Origin of the sequence: Micromonospora sp. CA-248089 (assembly GCF_050948515.1) — a bacterium.
Classification (GTDB): domain Bacteria; phylum Actinomycetota; class Actinomycetes; order Mycobacteriales; family Micromonosporaceae; genus Micromonospora.
On the sequence record NZ_CP192016.1, the window covers coordinates 4,022,462 to 4,038,689 of the forward strand.

Below are 16,228 nucleotides of genomic sequence, written 5' to 3' on the forward strand. Positions count from 1 at the left end.
CGGCGGGATCAGTCGGTCAGCGGGCCACACGCCCGACGGCACAGGGAGCAGACATGGACAGACGACACCTCATCCGTCTCGCGGGCCTGGCCGCGGGAGGGACTCTCCTCTCGGCCTGCAACGAGAGCAGCGCCGCGATCCATGCCGGACACGGCCCGCACCCGGGCGGCGGCACCGGCGACCCCAGCACCCCGCCCGTGCCCTTCACCGTCCCGCTTCCGGTTCCTCCGGTACTGCGCCCGAGCGCGGTGGTGGGCGGCACCGACGTCTACGACCTGTCGGTCCGGTCCACCACGACGGAGATCCTGCCCGGGGTGAGGACACCGGTGCTCGGCTACAACGGCCGGTTCGTCGGCCCGACCATCCGCGCCCGGCGCGGCCGGCCGGCGATCGTCCGGCTGAACAACGGCCTGCACCACCCGACGAACGTCCACCTGCACGGCGCATCGGTCGCCGCGGCCAGTGACGGGCACCCGATGGACGTGGTCGAGCCGGGGTGCCTGCGCACCTACCACTATCCGAACCGGCAGCAGGGCGCGACGCTGTGGTACCACGACCACAGCCACCACATGGAAGCCGAGCACGTCTACCGCGGCCTGCACGGGTTCTACCTGATCGACGACGACGCCGAGCGGCGATTCGGGTTGCCGACGGGCCGGTACGACATCCCGATCATGTTGCGGGACGCCCGGATCGCGGCCGACGGCACGCTGGCGTTCGACCCGGCGGATCCCTTCGTCCAGCAGATCACCCTGGCGAACGGCAAACCACAGCCGGTCCTGCGGGTGGCCGCCCGCCGGTACCGCCTGCGGCTGCTCAACGGCGCCATCCAGCGGAACTTCCAGCTGAGCCTGACCGGCGCCGACATGATCCAGGTCGCCACCGACGGCGGCCTGCTTCCCGCGCCGGTGCCCCGTACCGAACTGGCCCTGTCGCCGGGCGAACGCGCCGAGATCGTCGTGGACTTCCGCCGGTCACCGATCGGCAGCCGCCTGGTCCTGGCGGACACCACCGGTCCGGTGCTCGCGTTCGACGTGGTCGGCGCGGCCGCCGACAACAGCCGGCTCCCGGCGAAGCTCCGGCCGCTGCCGCCGCTGCCCCGGGCCACCGCGGTCCGCGACGTGACGCTGAGCCGCCGTCCCGGTCAGGCGACGTTCACCATCAACGGCGAGGTCTTCGACGCCGCCCGCGTCGACGCCCGCATCCCGATCGGCACGACCGAGATCTGGCGGGTCACCAACGTGGACGTGGACTTCCCGATCGACCACAGCCTGCATCTGCACCTCGTACAGTTCCGGGTGCTGGACCGCGACGGCGTCCCGCCGGCGCCGGGCGAGGCGGGCCTGAAGGACACCGTCGCGGTGCCGCCCGGTTCCACCGTGCGCATCCAGGCCACGTTCACCGGGTTCAAGGGGCGCTACGTCTACCACTGCCACTACCTGCGGCACTCGCAGCTCGGCCAGATGGCGCAGTTCGAGGTGGTGTGACGGCGTCACCCGCCGGACGGCCCGGCCGGATCGCACCGGCCGGGCCGTTCGGCACTCCCGTCAGCGGGCTCCCGCCGCCACGTTCATGACGTACCTGCCGTACTCGGTGTGGGCCAGCTGGGCGCCGAGGCTGAGGCAGGCGTCGGCGTCGATGAAGCCCATCCGCAGGGCGACCTCCTCCAGGCAGGCGATGTGGATCCCCTGCCGCTGCTCCAGGGTCTGCAGGTAGTGCCCGGCCTGCAGCAGGGAGTCGTAGGTGCCGGCGTCCAACCAGGCCAGGCCCCGCCCGAGGTCGACCAGCCGGGCCTTGCCGCGCTCCAGGTAGACCTGGTTGACCCTGGTGATCTCGATTTCGCCGCGCGCGGACGGGCGGACGTTCTTGGCGATGTCCACCACGTCGTTGTCGTAGAAGTACAGCCCGGTGATGGCGCGGTTGGACCTCGGCTTCTCCGGCTTCTCCTCGATGGAGATGAGCCGGCCCGTCGCGTCGGTCTCGCCCACGCCGTACCGCTCGGGGTCGGTCACCGGATAGCCGAAGAGGACGCAGCCGTCGATGTCGCGGCTCTCCGCCTGCAGCACCTCGGAGAAGCCGTAGCCGTGGAAGATGTTGTCGCCGAGGATCAGGGCGACCGGATCGTCGCCGACGTGCTCCGCGCCGATGATGAAGGCGTCGGCCAGACCCCGGGGAGCCGGCTGGGGAGCGTAGGTCAACGACAGCCCGAACTGCGACCCGTCGCCGAGGAGCCGTTCGAAGAGCGGCAGGTCACGCGGGGTGGAGATGATCAGAATATCCCGGATGTCGGCGAGCATGAGCACCGAGAGCGGGTAGTAGATCATCGGCTTGTTGTAGACGGGTAGGAGCTGCTTCGACATCGCCAGCGTCACCGGGTGCAGGCGCGTTCCCGAACCGCCGGCCAGGATGATGCCCTTCACTCGAGTCCTCCTCGCAAGCTGTGGCTGTGGGTCGGTCCGTACGTGGGCGTCACGGTCCGCGCGGTCACAGCGGGATGTTCCCGTGCGCTCCCCGGCGGGCCGGTGCCGCGATCAGCGCCGTCACCACCTTCGACCGGGTGAGCGAGGGATCGATGACCTCGTCGACGACACCGATGGACAGGGCGCGTCGCACCCCGCCCGAGTCCTGCTCGTACTCCTTGATCAGCTGCGTCCGCAGGGCCTCGCGCTCGTCGTCGGGTGCGGCGGCCAGGGTGCGGCGGTGCATGACGGCCACCGCGGCCTCCGCGCCCATCACCGCCAGTTCCGCCTGCGGCCAGGCCAGGACCGCGCTCGCACCCAGCGCGCGGGAGTTCATCGCGATGTACGCGCCGCCGTAGGACTTCCGGGTCACGAGGGTGACCCGGGGCACCACCGCCTCGGCGAACGCGTGCAACAGCTTCGCGCCACGGCGCACCACACCGGTCCACTCCTGGTCGAGGCCGGGCAGGTAACCGGGCACGTCGACGAGCACGAGAAGGGGCACGCCGAAGGAGTCGCACCGCCGGACGAACATGGCCGCCTTCTCCGCGCCGAGCGCATCCAGGCATCCGCCCTTGCGCAGCGGGTTGTTGGCCACGACCCCGATCGTGCGACCGGCCAGGCGTCCCAGCCCGACCACGACGTTCGGCGCCCAGCGGGGCTGCAACTCCAGGAAACCGTGCTCCTCCGCCGGATCGAGGATCGCCCGGACCAGGGGACGCACGTCGTAGGCGCGTTGGGGGTTCTCCGGCAGCAGCGCCGACAGGTTCGACGGCGTCCGCACGGCAGCCACGTCGAACGTCCCCTGCTGCCCGAGCAGCGTCGTCAGGGCACGCGCCCGCGCGAACGCGTCGCTCTCGGTGGGGACGACCACATGGGCGACGCCGGAACGGCGGCCGTGGGTGTCCGGACCGCCGAGGCTCTCCATGTCGACCTGCTCCCCGGTGACGCGGCGGACCACCTCGGGACCGGTGACGAACACCCGCGCCTCGGACGACATCACCACCACGTCGGTCAGCGCCGGGCCGTAGGCCGCACCACCGGCGGCGGGGCCGAGCACGACGGAGATCTGCGGAACGCGGCCGGACGCGTGCACCATCGCGGCGAACATCCGGCCGACGCCGTCGAGTGCCGCCACGCCCTCGGAGAGACGGGCACCGCCGGAGTGCCAGACCCCGACGACCGGACAGTGCTCGTCCACCGCCGCCTGGATGGCGGCCACGACGCGGCGGCAGCCGTCCGCGCCCAGGGCGCCGCCCATGATCCGGGCGTCGGTGCAGTACGCGATCACCGGTCCGCCGGCCACGCGGCCGCGGACGACCGCGACGCCGGTGTCGTCGTCCCCGTGGACGAGCCGGAGGGTGCCCGGGTCGAACAGCTGGCGGAGACGGACCACCGGATCCCGGCGGTCACTGTCCTGGATCCGGGTCGGGCCGGCGGCGAGAACCACGATGAGGCTCCTCTGTTGGCGATGCGGCAGAAGTTTCGTCCGCAACGCTCACGCAGCGCTCAAGGCAAGCTCGCGTCGTCAGGCCGGTTGCCGCTCCTCCCGGGTCCGGATCGGCCGGGTGACCTGCTTCGACACGCACGACGGCATCCCGGCCGTCGCCTGCGACGCCGCACGCCGGTACGCACTGGGCGGCACCCCGACCAGCTCGGTGAACCGGCTGCTGAACGTGCCCAGAGAAGCACACCCGACCGCGAAGCAGACCTCCGTGACGGTCATGTCACCGCGGCGCAGCAGGGTCATCGCGCGTTCCACCCGCCGGGTCAGCAGGTACGCGTACGGCGACTCCCCGTACGCCAGCCGGAACTCGCGGCTGAGATAACCGGCCGACATGGCCACCCCGCGCGCCAGCGCCTGCACGTCCAGGGGCTGCGCGTACTCCCGGTCGATCCGGTCACGCACCCGGCGCAGCCGCGCGAGACGGCGCAGGCGCGCCGTGGCGGCGGCCTCCTCGGGCGTCTGCTGCTGCGGGAGCACGCGGTTATCGTGCCGAAACTCGATCGGCCCGTCCAGCCGACGCTCTCGCGATTCCCCCTTTCGTGTTCCATTCACATTTGAGCGGCCCTCCGGGGGACGGCGGCACACTCGACCAGACGTCCGGCGGTGCGACGCCGCGCCGAGCGCGTGTGGCGGGGCCGCGCGGCGGACGGCGCCCCGATCTGCGAGGACAAGGAGCCAGTCGTGCAGCCGATCACGTTGCGGGAGCTCGAGAACCTCATGCGCCAGTACGTCTGGGACGGGGACTGGCGGTCCTTCGAGCACGCCCCGGACCAACCGTTCGACGAGCTGGGGTACGACTCGCTCGCCCTGCTCGAGACGCACAGCCGCATCAAGCGTGACTACGGTGTGCCGATCTCCGAGGACGACCTGGGCCTCGTCCGGACCCCCCGGGAACTCGTCGAGTTCATCAACAGCCGCCTGGAGCCGGCGTGACGCCCCACCCGGTGGCGGGGCGCCGTGCTCATCCCGCCCGGTTCTGGGTGATGCGCTGACGCGCCACGGCGAGCAGGCTGCCGTCCTGCCGGCGCACCGTCACGTCGACCACGTCCTCACCCCCGGCGTCGGGGAATGTCGTGACCGCGACGTCGAGGACGTCGTCGGCGTTCGCGTTGGCGAACAGGCAGACCTGCCGGTCCGGCACCCGCCGGCGCAGGAAGCTGTCGGACGACCGGCCGAGACTGCGCCACAACGTCAGGACCGCCCAGTCGACGATCGAGAAGTACGACGCGAAGTACAGCAGGCCGACGCCGTTGAGGTCGCGACTGGCGCTCACCTGGTAGGTCAGCGTGAGCCCGGCCTCCGGCGGCGGCTCCCCCTCGGCCCGGAAGCCCGCTGCCCGGCGCGCCATCGACACGACGCGACGGGGGGTGTGCTCGTCGGCGATCGGGTCCAGGTGGTGCGACTGGAAGCCGATGGGCGTCGCCCGCCGCAATCCGTGGTTCGTGCCGTCGCCGGAACGCTGGATCCAGCGGTTGAACGTCTCGACGTGCACACATCCGGGCGAGTCGTAGCGGAAGAAGCCGTCCATGGCGAGGCCGTCGCCGTACGCGGCCTCCGTACCGGCGTCCCCGTGATAGCGGCTGACCTGGTGCACGGTGAGCAACGAGTCACCGCCGCAGGACAGCACCTTCGACCGTACGCGGAGCCGGTCGCCGAAGGTCAGTTGCTCGACGGACAGGTCGCTGCATGCCTTGACCCGGAAATAGGCGAAGGACAGGTAGACGGGGTTGCCCTCGGGATCCACCGCGGAGTACGGATCGATGTGGCAGGCGGCGCCGACCGCGTCCCAGGTCCAGTCGCCCAGCTGGCCGATGAACAGCGAGTTGGGGCCGCACATCGCGGGGGTGATCAGTTCGACGCGTTCGAGCCAGTCACCCGGGCGTCGAACCAGCGCCGGACGACCGACCTGGGGAAACAGGGCCTGCTGGTTGGTCTCCATGTCATCTCCGCGGTCCTAGGGGACGGCCACCGCCTGGGTGGATCGTGCTTGCGCAGCCTGGCACCGGCCTCACCAGGTCCGGTCGAGCAGCGGTTGACCCGGGGCGGCACCGCGGATCAGGGCAGCGAGACTCCCAGCCGGGCCGCCGCGGCAGCGAGGTGCTCGGCCTCCCGGGCCGGGCCCGACGCCGCCGGCCCGATCAGCGACAGCACCTCGCACCGCCCGGAACGGACGTCCGGGTGCCGGCGGGCGAAGGTGGTCAGGCTGGTGCCGGGGCCGCACTCGACCAGCAGGTGGGGCCCGGCCTCCGCCAGTCTCGCCAGGGCGGGCCAGAACAGCACCGGGTTCACCGGGTGCTCGGCCCAGTACCGTGGATCCTTCACCTCGGCCTCGGTCAGGTAGCCGGCGGTGTACCCGGACACCACGGGGATCCGGGGCGGGTTCGCCGGCAGGCTCGCCAGCAGGGAGCAGGCCGGGTCGACCGCCGGCCGGAGCCACTCGCTGTGGAAGGGAACCGTCGACGGCACCGCAGCACAGGTGTAGCCGGCCTGGCGCAGGGCGTCCACTGTGGTCCGCAGCGGCTCGTCCGCACCGGCGATCACCGTCTGCCGGGGCGTGTTGACCGCCCCGACGTCGACACCCGGCCGCAGGTACGGCTCGACCTCGGCCCGGGACGCCGCCACGGCGGCCATTCCGCCCGGCGGCACCAGGGTGAACTGGCCGACCCGTTGCCCGACGATGCGGGTCGCGCCGGGCAGGTCGAAGATGCCGGCGAGGGTGGCGGCGGCCATCTCGCCGACACTGTGTCCCAGCAGGACCGCCGGCCGCAGCCCGCGGTCCAGCAGCAGCCTGCCGAGCGCGTAGTCGATGGCGAACAGCAGCGGCTGCGAACGGCTGGCATGGTCGACCGGAAGCTGCGGGGAGGCGGCGAGCCAGTCGGAACGTAGCTGCTCCCCGGCCCTCCCCATGAGCTCGAACACCTCGTCGATGATCGCCGCGAAGGCGGAGACATCCCGGTACAGCCCCGTGCCCATGCCCTGGTACTGGGAACCCTGGCCCGGCATCAGCAGGGCAGGTGGCGGTTGCGGCGGGCCCTCGGCCGGCGTGTCCCGGCCGGCCGGCGCCCCGGCGCCGGTCAGGCCGCGGTCAGCCATCGGTTCACGAGGTCCACCAGCTGCCGTGGCGTGGTGGCCTCGCTCAGGGCCTGCTCGGAGATCTCGACGCCGTAGTCCCGCTTGATGACACTCTGCGTCTCGAGCAACGCGAGCGAGTCGTATCCGAGGTCGGTGAACGCCTGGTCCGGAGCCTGCTGGAACGAGGACGTCGACTCGTCGTCCCCGGCGCACCTGCGCATGATCTCCTCAAGGTCCGGCAGAGTTATCCGCTGCACGACTACTCCCCTCCTGATCCGGTTCGAATGTCACTGTCGTTGCTCGTCGCTTCCGCGGAGACGTCCGGGGACGCGGTGCCGCGCCGGAGCACCATCGCGGAGTTGAATCCGCCCCTGCCCCGGGCGATCACCAGCGCGGCCCCGGGTTCCCACCGGCGGGGCCCGCCGGTGACGAGGTCGATCTGCGCGCCGGCCGCTACCGTGCGCACGTTGACCGTCGGCGGAATGAGCCCGTCGCGCATGGCGAGCAGGGCGCACGCGAGGTCGGCGGACGCGCCGCCGGAGCTCATCCGTCCGGTCATGGTCTTCGGGACGGTGACGGGAACCGCGCCCGGACCGAACACGGCGGCGATCGCCTCGGCCTCGGCGTGGTCCTCGTCCGGCGTTCCGGAGCCGTCGGCGAAGACCACGCCGATGTCCGCGGCCGTCATCTGCGCGTCCGCCAGGGCGCCTTCCACGGCGCGGCGCAGTCCCCGCGCACCACCGTGGCGCGCGGCGGCGTCGAACGTCGCCGCGTACCCGGCGATCTCCCCGTGGATGTGCGCGCCCCGGCGGCGGGCGCCGGCGGCGTCCTCGACCACCAGGACGGCACCACCCTCACCGGGGACGTACCCACGGGCGCCGACGTCGAAGGGCACGTACGCGGTTCGCGGATCGTCGCCGGTGCTCAGCGTGCCGCCGCTCATCCGGGCCACCCAGCCGTACGGGCAGAAGGAGCTCTCGAAGCCCCCGGAGAGCATGAGCCGGGACCCCTTGCGGATGTTCCGCCGGGCCTGCGCGACCGCGTCGAGCCCGCCCGCCTGGTCGCTGACGATGACGCCGGCGGGGCCTCTCATGCCGTGCCGGATCGACGTCTGCCCCGTGTTGACGGCGTAGAACCAGGCGAACGACATGTACACGCTGACGTGCTCGGGACCGGACCGCCACAGGTTCTCCAGCTCGCGCTGGCCGTACTCGAAGCCGCCGAACGCCCCGGCCATCGCCACGCCGGTCTCGGTCGCCTCGTAGGCGCCGGGTTCCACCCGGGCGTCGGCGAGCGCCCAGGCCGACGCGGCCAGCGCGAACTGGGTCATCCGGTCGGTCTGCGGGAGAAGCCGGCTGGGAATGTGGTCGGCGGGATCGAATCCGTCGAGTTCGCCGCCCAGCCGGGCCGGGTACCCGCTCACGTCGAATCGCCGGACCGGGCGGATGGCGGACTCGCCACGCAACGTCGCGGCCCAGAAGTTCTCGGTCCCGAAGCCGTTCGGCGCCGCGACGCCGATCCCGGTGATCACCGCCGCGGTCATGCCGCACCCCGCCCGGGACGGGCGAGCACGATGGCGCTCTGGAAGCCTCCGAAGCCGCTGCCGACGCTGACGACGGTGTCGAGCCTCTGCTCCCGCGCGTGCAGCGGGACGTAGTCCAGGTCCAGCTCGGGGTCCGGCTCGTGGAGGTTCGCGGTCGGCGGGATCACGCCCTGGTCCAGGGCGAGCGCGCAGGCGGCGATCTCGATCGAGCCGATCGCACCGAGGGAGTGGCCCACCATCGACTTGATGGAACTGACCGGTGTCGAGTAGGCGTGGTGGCCGAGTGCCCGCTTGAGAGCGGCCGTCTCGTGCCTGTCGTTCTGCTGCGTCGCCGTGCCGTGCGCGTTGACGTAGTCGACGTCCTCCGGTGACAGCTTGCTCTCCGCCAGCGCGGCGGTGATCGCCGCGGCCATCTCGGCGCCGTCGGGCCGCAGGCCGGTCATGTGGTACGCGTTGCTGCGGGAGGCGAATCCGGTGACCTCGGCGTAGATCCGGGCGCCGCGGGCGCGGGCGTGCTCCTCGCTCTCGAGGACGAGCACGGCGGCCCCCTCCCCCAGCACGAAGCCGTTGCGGGTGCGGTCGAAGGGGCGGAGCGCGTGGGCCGCGTCGTCGTTGCTCGACGAGGTCGCCCGGATGGCGTCGAAGCAGGCGACGGTGATCGGTGAGATCGGCGCGTCGGTGCCACCGGTCACCATCGCGTCGACCGCGCCCTCCCGGATCAGATCCACCGCGTGTCCGACCGCGTCCAGTCCGGAGGTGCACCCCGCGGAGATCACGGCGACCGGGCCCTGGGCGTTGACGTCCCAGGCGACCTCCGCCGCAATGGAGCCGGGCATGAAGTAGTCGTACAGGTGCGGGCCGGCGTAGTGGTGGTCGAGCACCCACTCCCGCCCGGTGTCGCTGAGAGCGAGGTACTCCGACTCGAGGTTGCACGTGGCACCCACGGCGGTGCCGAGGCTCACGCCGACGCGGGTGGGATCGGACCGGTCCGTCTCCAGACCGCTGTCGGCCATCGCCTCCCTGGTGGCGACCAGGGCGAACTGCGCCGCCCGGTCCAGCCGGCTGATCTCCCGGTGGGACAGCTCGGCCTGGGCCGGTTCGAAGTCCACCTCGGCGGCGATCCGGGACCGGAAGGCGGACGCGTCGAAGGCGGTGATCGGCCTGGTCGCGGTGCGACCGGCGGTGATCAGTTGCCAGAACGCCTTGGTACCCACGCCGCCGGGCGCCACGACGCCGAGACCGGTGATCACCACTTTGCGAACACTCACCGCGACACCGCCGCGGTCGTCCCGACAGCCTTCATGTTCATCGACCCCTGTTCCTCTGTGTCCGGACCGGGCATTGCCGGCTCTGGTGCGGCTTGCGTGTGGTGCCGCTCCGACTCGTCGGCCCACCGGTCGCTGTTGGTCCGGTACCAGGCGACGACCTCGGCGAGGCCCGACTCGAAGGGCACCTGCGGGGCGTAGCCGAGCTCGCGGCGGGCCTTGCTGTCGTCGAGGGAGTACCGGAGGTCGTGCCCCTTGCGGTCGGCGACCGGCCGCACCGCGTCCCAGTCCGCCCCGCACAGGCGCAGGAGTTCGGCGGTCAGGTCCCGGTTGGTCAGCTCGGTGCCGCTGCCCAGGTGGTAGACCTCGCCGTCACGACCCTTCCCCAGCGCCAACTGCACGCCCCGGCAGTGGTCCGCGACGTGCAGCCACTCCCGGACGTTGCGGCCGTCGCCGTAGAGGGGCACCGGCCGGCCGCTGAGCAGGTTGGTGACGAAGCGCGGGATCATCTTCTCGACGTGCTGGTACGGCCCGTAGTTGTTCGAGCAGCGGGTGATCACCACCGGCAGCCCGTGCGAGCGGTGGTACGAGCGCGCGAGCAGGTCGGCCGCCGCTTTCGAGGCGGCGTACGGGGAATTCGGCAGGAGCGGGTGATCCTCCGTCCACGACCCGTGGGCGATGGTGCCGTACACCTCGTCGGTCGAGACCTGCACCACCCGGCTGATGCCTGTCCGGAGGCAGCAGTCCAGCAGCGTCTGGGTCCCCAGCACATTCGTCGTCGTGAACGGCGAGGCGTCGAGCAGCGACCGGTCCACGTGGCTCTCGGCCGCGAAGTGGACGACCGCGTCGTGTCCCGGCAGCAGGTCGAGAAGCAGCTCGCGGTCGACGATGTCGCCTCGGACAAAGGTGAGCCGCGGATCGTCCACCGGGATGTTCGTCAGACTGCCCGCGTACGTGAGCTTGTCGAGGACGGTGATCTCCGCGTTCTCGTAACCCTCGTAGGCGCCGCCGAGCATGCTGCGTACGTACTCGGAGCCGACGAAGCCGGCTCCCCCGGTCACGAGAAGTTTCATGTTTCCGAGCGTCGCCGGGCACGGCCGACCCATGGTGGAGGTCCACTGGAAGGGCGGTGGAGCGGTTCCGCCTGATAGCCCCGGCGGGCGTCACCCCAGTTGCGCTCAACCGAGGTGCGAGCACCGTCCGGGACGCTGTCGTTCCGGCACACCGCCGGCCCATGGCACGTCGCACGGCATGATGGAGGCCCGCGCGTGAAAGACACACTCGCTGATCTCGCTGCGCTCGGCGGGACCCCGGAGTTCTCACGGTTCCTGCAGGTGGGAACGCCCAGCGTCGGCGATCGGTCGCGTCTGTTCGACAGGCTGAACACGGCGATGGACAACGAATGGCTCACCAACGGCGCGCTGGTCCGCGAGTTCGAGGAGCGCATCGCGGACCTGGCGGGCGTCCGGCACTGCGTGGCGACGTGCAACGGCACCCTGGCGCTGCAACTGCTCTACATGGCCACCGGGCTGTCGGGTGAGGTCGTCATGCCCGCGATGACCTATGTGGCCACGCCGCACGCCGCCCGGGTGCTGGGCCTGACACCGGTCTTCTGCGACGTCGATCCGGTCACCGGATGCCTCGACCCGGAGCAGGTGGAGGCGGCCGTCACGCCGCGGACCTCCGGCATCGTCGGCGTCCACCTGTGGGGCCGCCCCGGCCGGGCCGACGAGCTGGAGAAGGTGGCCGCGCGGCACGGCCTCACGCTCACCTTCGACGCGGCACACGCGCTGGGGTCCAGCTTCCAGGGCCGGCGCGTGGGCGGCTTCGGCTCCGCCGAGGTGTTCAGCTTCCACGCCACGAAGGTGGTCAACTGCTTCGAGGGCGGCGCCGTCGTCACCGACGACGACGGGCTGGCCCAGGAGCTCCGCGTCCTGCGGACCTTCGGCATCACCGCCGACGGCCGCAGCGTGGGCATCGGCACCAACGCCAAGATGACCGAGGCCTCCGCGGCCATGGGACTGACCTCGCTGGACGCCTTCGGCGAGACCGTACGGCACAATCGCGCCAACCACGCGCACTACCGCTCCGCGTTGCGCGGGGTGGGCGGGCTCTCCGTAGTCGACTTCGACGAGCAGGAGGATCCCAACTGGCAGTACGTGATCCTCAAGATCGACGAAGCGGTCACCGGCATCCACCGCGACCTGATGATCGAGGTGCTGACGGCGGAGAACGCCGGGGCGCGGCGCTACTTCTCGCCCGCCTGCCACCAGCTCGAGCCCTACCGCTCGGAGCGTCCGACCTCGCTGCCGCACACCGAGCGCCTGGCCGAGCAGGTGGTCGCCCTGCCGACCGGCCCGGCCGTCTCCCCCACGGACATCGACCGGATCTGTCACATCGTGCGGCTCGCGATCTCCCACGGGCCGGAACTCACCGACCGGCTGCGTCGCCGCGCGGCTCCGCCCTCCACATCCGGGAGCGGGACGTGAGGCGTCCGGCCCCGGCCGCCGCGCTGTCGCCCCGGCCCCGCCTGCGCGTCGTCCGGCGGCCGCGGCTCCCGGGCCGGTCCGCCGCCGCCCGCGCGTCTCGCGTGGACCCCCGCACGTGCCCGAACGCGCCGCGAGGACGCCGGTCCGTCGTGGTGCACCTGTCCGCAGTCGTCGAGAAGAAGACGGATCACGATGAAATTCCTGTTCACCGTAGGCGGTAGCCAGTCCACCGTGTTCTCCATCGCCCCGCTCGCGACGGCGGCCCGGAGCGCCGGGCACGAGATCCTCGTGACCGCCGACGAGCCGCTGCTGGAGACGGCGACGGCGATCGGACTGCCGGTGGTCCCCTCACCTCATCCGGGGATGCCCGCGGCCAGGCTGCAGGCGCTGCTGGAGCTGACCCGGCAGTGGCCGGCCGATGTGGTCGTCGGTGGCCTGTCGCACGTCCCCGGCATCCTCGCCACCCATCTGAAGGCGCTGTACGTACGCCACTACTGGGACATCGTCCCGCTGCGGCCGGAGCCGGGAATCGAGCCCGACCTGGAGCGTCTCGGCCTCACCGGGCCGCCGGAGGCCGACCTGTTCATCGACGTCTGCCCGCCGTGCCTGCGGCCGTCGCCCACCCCGGGCGCACGACCGATGCGCTGGATCCCGAGGAACCGCCAGGGCCGACTCGACCCGTGGATGTACACCCGGCCCGCAGGGCGCCCACGAGTGCTGGTCACCGCGGGAACGCGCAATCTCATGCTGCACTCGCACACCGGCGTCATGCGTCAGCTGGTCGACCAGCTGACGGCAGCCGGGGCGGAGGTCGTGATCGCGGCACCGGACCGCGCCGCCGAGGAGTTCGGCGCACAGTTCTCCGACGTGCGCATCGGCTGGGTGCCGCTCGACGTCGTCGCTCCCACCTGCGACCTCGCGGTGCACCACGGCGGCGCGGCCACCGCGATGACGCTCATGAACGCCGGCGTGCCGCAGCTGATCACCCCGGACAACGACTACTCGAGGACCATCGCGAAGGCCCTGGGCGACTTCGGTGCCGCCCTCGCCGTGCCGCCGGCCCCCCGCCAGGCCGGCCAGGAGGCGTACCGGGAAGCGGTCGACGCCGTGGCCGCGGCCTGCCGGCAGATCCTCTCGGACCGCCGGTTCGCCGAGCGCGCGCGGGTCCTGGCCACCGAGATCGGTAAGCTGCCCACGACGGCCGAGATGGTCGGCACGATCGAGCAGCTGGCCGCCGCCGGCTAGCCGCCGGCCCTCACCCTTCTCGCCGCCCGGATCGGGCGAGCCTCCGTCGTGCCCCCACCGGGAGGAGTTCCGTGTTGACGACGAGAGTGGGAGTGCTCCTGCACAGCCGCCATCTGGCCACCGACGGGTGGGCGGAACTGGTCGTCGGCGTGCCCGAGGACGACCGTCTGGGTGACCTGGGCACGCTGGCGCGAGCCGTCCTGACACTGGGCGGCGATCACGAACTCGCCTGCATCGTCATCGGCGGCGGCTTCTCCCGGCGGGACGGCGTCGGTGAGGGCGAGTACACCAAGAGGTTCTTTCTGGACAACCTCTCCAGGCTGGACGAGTTCAGCCGCCTGAAGCCCCTGCTCGACCGGTTGTCGGACGCGGAGCGCGCGGCGTTCCGCCAGGCCCTGCACGACATCGTCATCACGCAGCCGGTGCACAACACGGTCGCCGAGATCGAGGCGGCCGCCGGCATCTTCGCCGCGCACGGCGTCGACACGGTGCTGCAGATCGCCGCCGCCAGTCATGCTCCGCGCTGCCTGAAGGAACAGTCGGTGGCCCGCGCGCGCGGAACGATCGCCGGGGAACAGCAGTGGTTCACGGTCGCCACGGACATGGCGTACCGCGGCACCGGGCCCGGGGACGTGTGCGTGATCGAACCGCTGCACCGGCGCGACCAGCCGATGACGTTCGTCCGGCCGGGGTTGTCCGAGGTCCTCGCGCCGTACTTCCGCCTGCCGGACGCCGACAAGGCGACGTTCGTGGCGACGGTCGCGGAGTTCATGGCGTCGAGAACCGGCGGGGCGCGACCGTCCCGGTGACCGGACGTCCGGCGCGGGCCGGCGGTTCCTCTCCGTCGAGGACCGCCGGCCCTGTCATCCGGCGATCCCGCTCCACTGCACCCGGCGGGGCTCGGTGATGCGGATCGCGCTGGACCGCACCTTGTCGACGAGCTCGGCCTGCTGGCAGATCGCTTCGGCGTGCGGCGTGTAGTCCCCGCCGTCGAGCAGGGACCGGGCGAAGAACTCCGCGATGTTCTTGAACTGGTGGTCGGCGGGGAGAACGACCTCCTCGGCGTGGTCCTCCGCTTCGATCCGGACCACTGGTTGCCGGGTCACCGGCGGTGTGAAGGCCCGGTCCAGGGTGAGACGGGCCCGGTCGCCCCACAGCGAGTAGCAGGACCGGTACGCGTGCTCGAAACCGAAGGACAGCTCGGCCGTCACACCCGACGGGGTACTGAGCAGGGCGTGCCCGGCCACGTCGACGCCCCGGACCGGATGGATGCGCAGCACCGACCCGACGACCTCCAGGTCGGCGCCGAGGAAGTAGGTGGCGGCGCGCAGTGGGTAGACGCCCACGTCGAGCAGCGCCCCACCACCGAGCTCGACGTGGTACCGCCAGTTCGCCGCGTCGAGCGGGGGGATGCCGAAGCTCGCGGTGAAGACGCGGGGCTCGCCGATCCTGCCCTGCGCGACGAGGTCACGGACCATGTCGTGCTGGCGGTGGTGGAGGAACATGTAGTTCTCGATCAGCCACAGACCCGCGCCCTTCGCCTGGTTCACGAGGTCACGGGCGGTGGCGTGGTCACTGGTGAGCGGCTTCTCCGAGAGCACGTGCTTGCCGGCGGCGAGGGCGCGGCTCGCCCAGTACGCGTGCAGGCCGGTGGGCAGCGGGATGTAGACCGCGTCGATGTCGGGCCGGTCCAGCAGGTCGTCGTACCCCTCGGCGGCCACGCAGCCGAAACGCTCGGCGATCGCGTGCGCCTTGGCGGGATCGCGGCTCGCGACGGCCCGCAGCTCCATGCCGTCCGCCTCGATCATCGCCGGCAGAACCCGGCGGAGCGCGATGCTCGCGCACCCCAGGACTCCCATGCGAACCACAGATGGCATGCGGTGCGTCCTTTCACCGGAACCGGGTGGGCAGCGAGCGGGGCGAACGGGTGCGCGGCGGCGCCGGGACCCCGGCGACCGGACCTCCGGTCACCGGGCCGGCTCGTCGTGCGGCGGACCCGGCCCGCGGGTGCGGTTCCGCCACGTCCCGGCGCAGCTCACGAGGCGGAGCGGAGCAGCCGCTCCTCGATGGCCCGGCACTCCTGGTAGTCCGGTAGCAGGCCCGCCTCGGCCGCCTCCGCCAGCCGCGGGCCCACGCTGTCCCGCTCGGAGACGATCGGCTCGATGTCCCCGGGAATCGGCAGCCCCAGGTCCGGGTCGAACACGGAGATCGCCTTTTCGTACTCGGGCACGTAGGCGCTGGTCAGCATGTACGACATGACCGTGTCGTCGGCCAGCGCCACGAAGGCGTGCCCGACCCCGACCGGGAAATACACCGCGCGGAAGTCCCGCGGGTTCACCCGCACGGCGTCCCACTTGCCGTACGTCGGCGAGCCGACCCGGATGTCGACCACGATGTCGATGGCCTCACCCGCCGCACAGTAGACGTACTTCGTCGTGCCCGGCGGGGTGACGGTGTAGTGGATGCCCCGCACGACGCCCCGGCGGGAGACGCTGTGATTCGTCTGCGTGACGGGGAGGAACGGCGCACCCTTCGCCGAGGCGAAGGCCCGTTGCTGGAACGGCGACACGAACGATCCACGATGGTCGGGGTAGACGTCGGGCGTGAACACGAACGCACCGGTGACCGCGAGCTCTTCGACCTTCACC

General features: G+C 71.8%; 16 protein-coding genes. 5 read left to right on the top strand and 11 right to left on the bottom strand.

Features of this window, described 5'->3' with window-relative positions; translation table 11 throughout:
* The first annotated feature begins 53 nt into the window (after positions 1-53).
* Positions 54-1,487, top strand: coding sequence for a multicopper oxidase family protein (locus ACQP26_RS18940; RefSeq protein ID WP_433493549.1), 1,434 nt, complete (start codon positions 54-56; stop codon positions 1,485-1,487).
* Positions 1,488-1,547: 60 nt separating this feature from the next.
* Here ACQP26_RS18940 and rfbA read toward each other — a convergent pair whose 3' ends face one another.
* The 3 genes from rfbA to ACQP26_RS18955 form a co-directional block, all read right to left on the bottom strand.
* Positions 1,548-2,420: a glucose-1-phosphate thymidylyltransferase RfbA gene (rfbA, locus tag ACQP26_RS18945; protein ID WP_269705376.1), complete on the bottom strand. Its 873-nt coding sequence runs from the start codon at positions 2,418-2,420 to the stop codon at positions 1,548-1,550.
* Between the two features lie 64 nt (positions 2,421-2,484).
* Positions 2,485-3,909 (bottom strand): acyl-CoA carboxylase subunit beta, encoded by a 1,425-nt coding sequence (locus ACQP26_RS18950; protein ID WP_433493550.1) that lies wholly within the window; start codon positions 3,907-3,909, stop codon positions 2,485-2,487.
* Between the two features lie 78 nt (positions 3,910-3,987).
* Positions 3,988-4,443, bottom strand: coding sequence for a helix-turn-helix transcriptional regulator (locus ACQP26_RS18955; RefSeq protein ID WP_269705374.1), 456 nt, complete (start codon positions 4,441-4,443; stop codon positions 3,988-3,990).
* A gap of 204 nt (positions 4,444-4,647) precedes the next feature.
* Between ACQP26_RS18955 and ACQP26_RS18960 the strand changes: the two genes are divergently transcribed.
* Complete coding sequence (locus ACQP26_RS18960) at positions 4,648-4,899, top strand: acyl carrier protein (RefSeq protein ID WP_269705373.1); 252 nt, start codon at positions 4,648-4,650, stop codon at positions 4,897-4,899.
* Positions 4,900-4,927: 28 nt separating this feature from the next.
* Here ACQP26_RS18960 and ACQP26_RS18965 read toward each other — a convergent pair whose 3' ends face one another.
* The 6 genes from ACQP26_RS18965 to rfbB all read right to left on the bottom strand — a co-directional run bounded on the left by ACQP26_RS18965 (position 4,928) and on the right by rfbB (position 10,919).
* Positions 4,928-5,905: an LnmK family bifunctional acyltransferase/decarboxylase gene (locus tag ACQP26_RS18965; RefSeq protein WP_433493551.1), complete on the bottom strand. Its 978-nt coding sequence runs from the start codon at positions 5,903-5,905 to the stop codon at positions 4,928-4,930.
* A gap of 116 nt (positions 5,906-6,021) precedes the next feature.
* Positions 6,022-6,969 (bottom strand): acyltransferase domain-containing protein, encoded by a 948-nt coding sequence (locus ACQP26_RS18970; protein ID WP_348651009.1) that lies wholly within the window; start codon positions 6,967-6,969, stop codon positions 6,022-6,024.
* Positions 6,970-7,040: 71 nt separating this feature from the next.
* A complete protein-coding gene (locus ACQP26_RS18975) occupies positions 7,041-7,286 on the bottom strand; it encodes an acyl carrier protein (protein WP_269707073.1) in 246 nt (81 codons plus the stop codon).
* A gap of 11 nt (positions 7,287-7,297) precedes the next feature.
* Positions 7,298-8,581: a ketosynthase chain-length factor gene (locus tag ACQP26_RS18980; RefSeq protein WP_433493552.1), complete on the bottom strand. Its 1,284-nt coding sequence runs from the start codon at positions 8,579-8,581 to the stop codon at positions 7,298-7,300.
* Complete coding sequence (locus ACQP26_RS18985; protein WP_433493553.1) at positions 8,578-9,849, bottom strand: beta-ketoacyl-[acyl-carrier-protein] synthase family protein; 1,272 nt, start codon at positions 9,847-9,849, stop codon at positions 8,578-8,580. The genes ACQP26_RS18980 and ACQP26_RS18985 overlap by 4 nt, the downstream gene beginning before the upstream one ends.
* Complete coding sequence (gene rfbB, locus ACQP26_RS18990; RefSeq protein ID WP_433493554.1) at positions 9,846-10,919, bottom strand: dTDP-glucose 4,6-dehydratase; 1,074 nt, start codon at positions 10,917-10,919, stop codon at positions 9,846-9,848. Before rfbB ends, ACQP26_RS18985 begins: the two co-directional genes overlap by 4 nt.
* Positions 10,920-11,114: 195 nt before the next feature.
* Between rfbB and ACQP26_RS18995 the strand changes: the two genes are divergently transcribed.
* The 3 genes from ACQP26_RS18995 (at position 11,115) to ACQP26_RS19005 (ending at position 14,389) form a co-directional block, all read left to right on the top strand.
* The gene (locus ACQP26_RS18995; RefSeq protein WP_433493555.1) at positions 11,115-12,335 is read left to right on the top strand and encodes a DegT/DnrJ/EryC1/StrS family aminotransferase; all 1,221 of its coding nucleotides are present in this window, start codon (positions 11,115-11,117) and stop codon (positions 12,333-12,335) included.
* A 201-nt stretch (positions 12,336-12,536) separates the two neighbouring features.
* Positions 12,537-13,580: a glycosyltransferase gene (locus ACQP26_RS19000; RefSeq protein WP_269707072.1), complete on the top strand. Its 1,044-nt coding sequence runs from the start codon at positions 12,537-12,539 to the stop codon at positions 13,578-13,580.
* A 74-nt stretch (positions 13,581-13,654) separates the two neighbouring features.
* Positions 13,655-14,389 carry a hypothetical protein gene (locus ACQP26_RS19005; protein WP_269705366.1) on the top strand — a complete coding sequence of 245 codons (735 nt, stop codon included), beginning with the start codon at positions 13,655-13,657 and terminating at the stop codon, positions 14,387-14,389.
* Between the two features lie 54 nt (positions 14,390-14,443).
* Here the strand turns inward: ACQP26_RS19005 and ACQP26_RS19010 are convergent, their stop codons facing one another.
* Together ACQP26_RS19010 and ACQP26_RS19015 are read right to left on the bottom strand one after the other, a co-directional pair.
* Positions 14,444-15,457, bottom strand: coding sequence for a Gfo/Idh/MocA family protein (locus ACQP26_RS19010; protein WP_269705365.1), 1,014 nt, complete (start codon positions 15,455-15,457; stop codon positions 14,444-14,446).
* Positions 15,458-15,615: 158 nt separating this feature from the next.
* Complete coding sequence (locus ACQP26_RS19015; RefSeq protein ID WP_269705364.1) at positions 15,616-16,227, bottom strand: dTDP-4-dehydrorhamnose 3,5-epimerase family protein; 612 nt, start codon at positions 16,225-16,227, stop codon at positions 15,616-15,618.
* Position 16,228 lies beyond the last annotated feature (1 nt).

Bases quoted from the DNA above. Each gene is read 5' to 3' on its own strand.
- ACQP26_RS18940 (WP_433493549.1), top strand. From the start codon at position 54: ATGGACAGACGACACCTCATCCGTCTCGCGGGCCTGGCCGCGGGAGGG.
- ACQP26_RS18965 (WP_433493551.1), bottom strand. From the start codon at position 5,905: ATGGAGACCAACCAGCAGGCCCTGTTTCCCCAGGTCGGTCGTCCGGCG.
- ACQP26_RS18970 (WP_348651009.1), bottom strand. From the start codon at position 6,969: ATGCCGGGCCAGGGTTCCCAGTACCAGGGCATGGGCACGGGGCTGTAC.
- ACQP26_RS18980 (WP_433493552.1), bottom strand. From the start codon at position 8,581: ATGACCGCGGCGGTGATCACCGGGATCGGCGTCGCGGCGCCGAACGGC.
- rfbB (WP_433493554.1), bottom strand. From the start codon at position 10,919: ATGAAACTTCTCGTGACCGGGGGAGCCGGCTTCGTCGGCTCCGAGTAC.
- ACQP26_RS19010 (WP_269705365.1), bottom strand. From the start codon at position 15,457: ATGCCATCTGTGGTTCGCATGGGAGTCCTGGGGTGCGCGAGCATCGCG.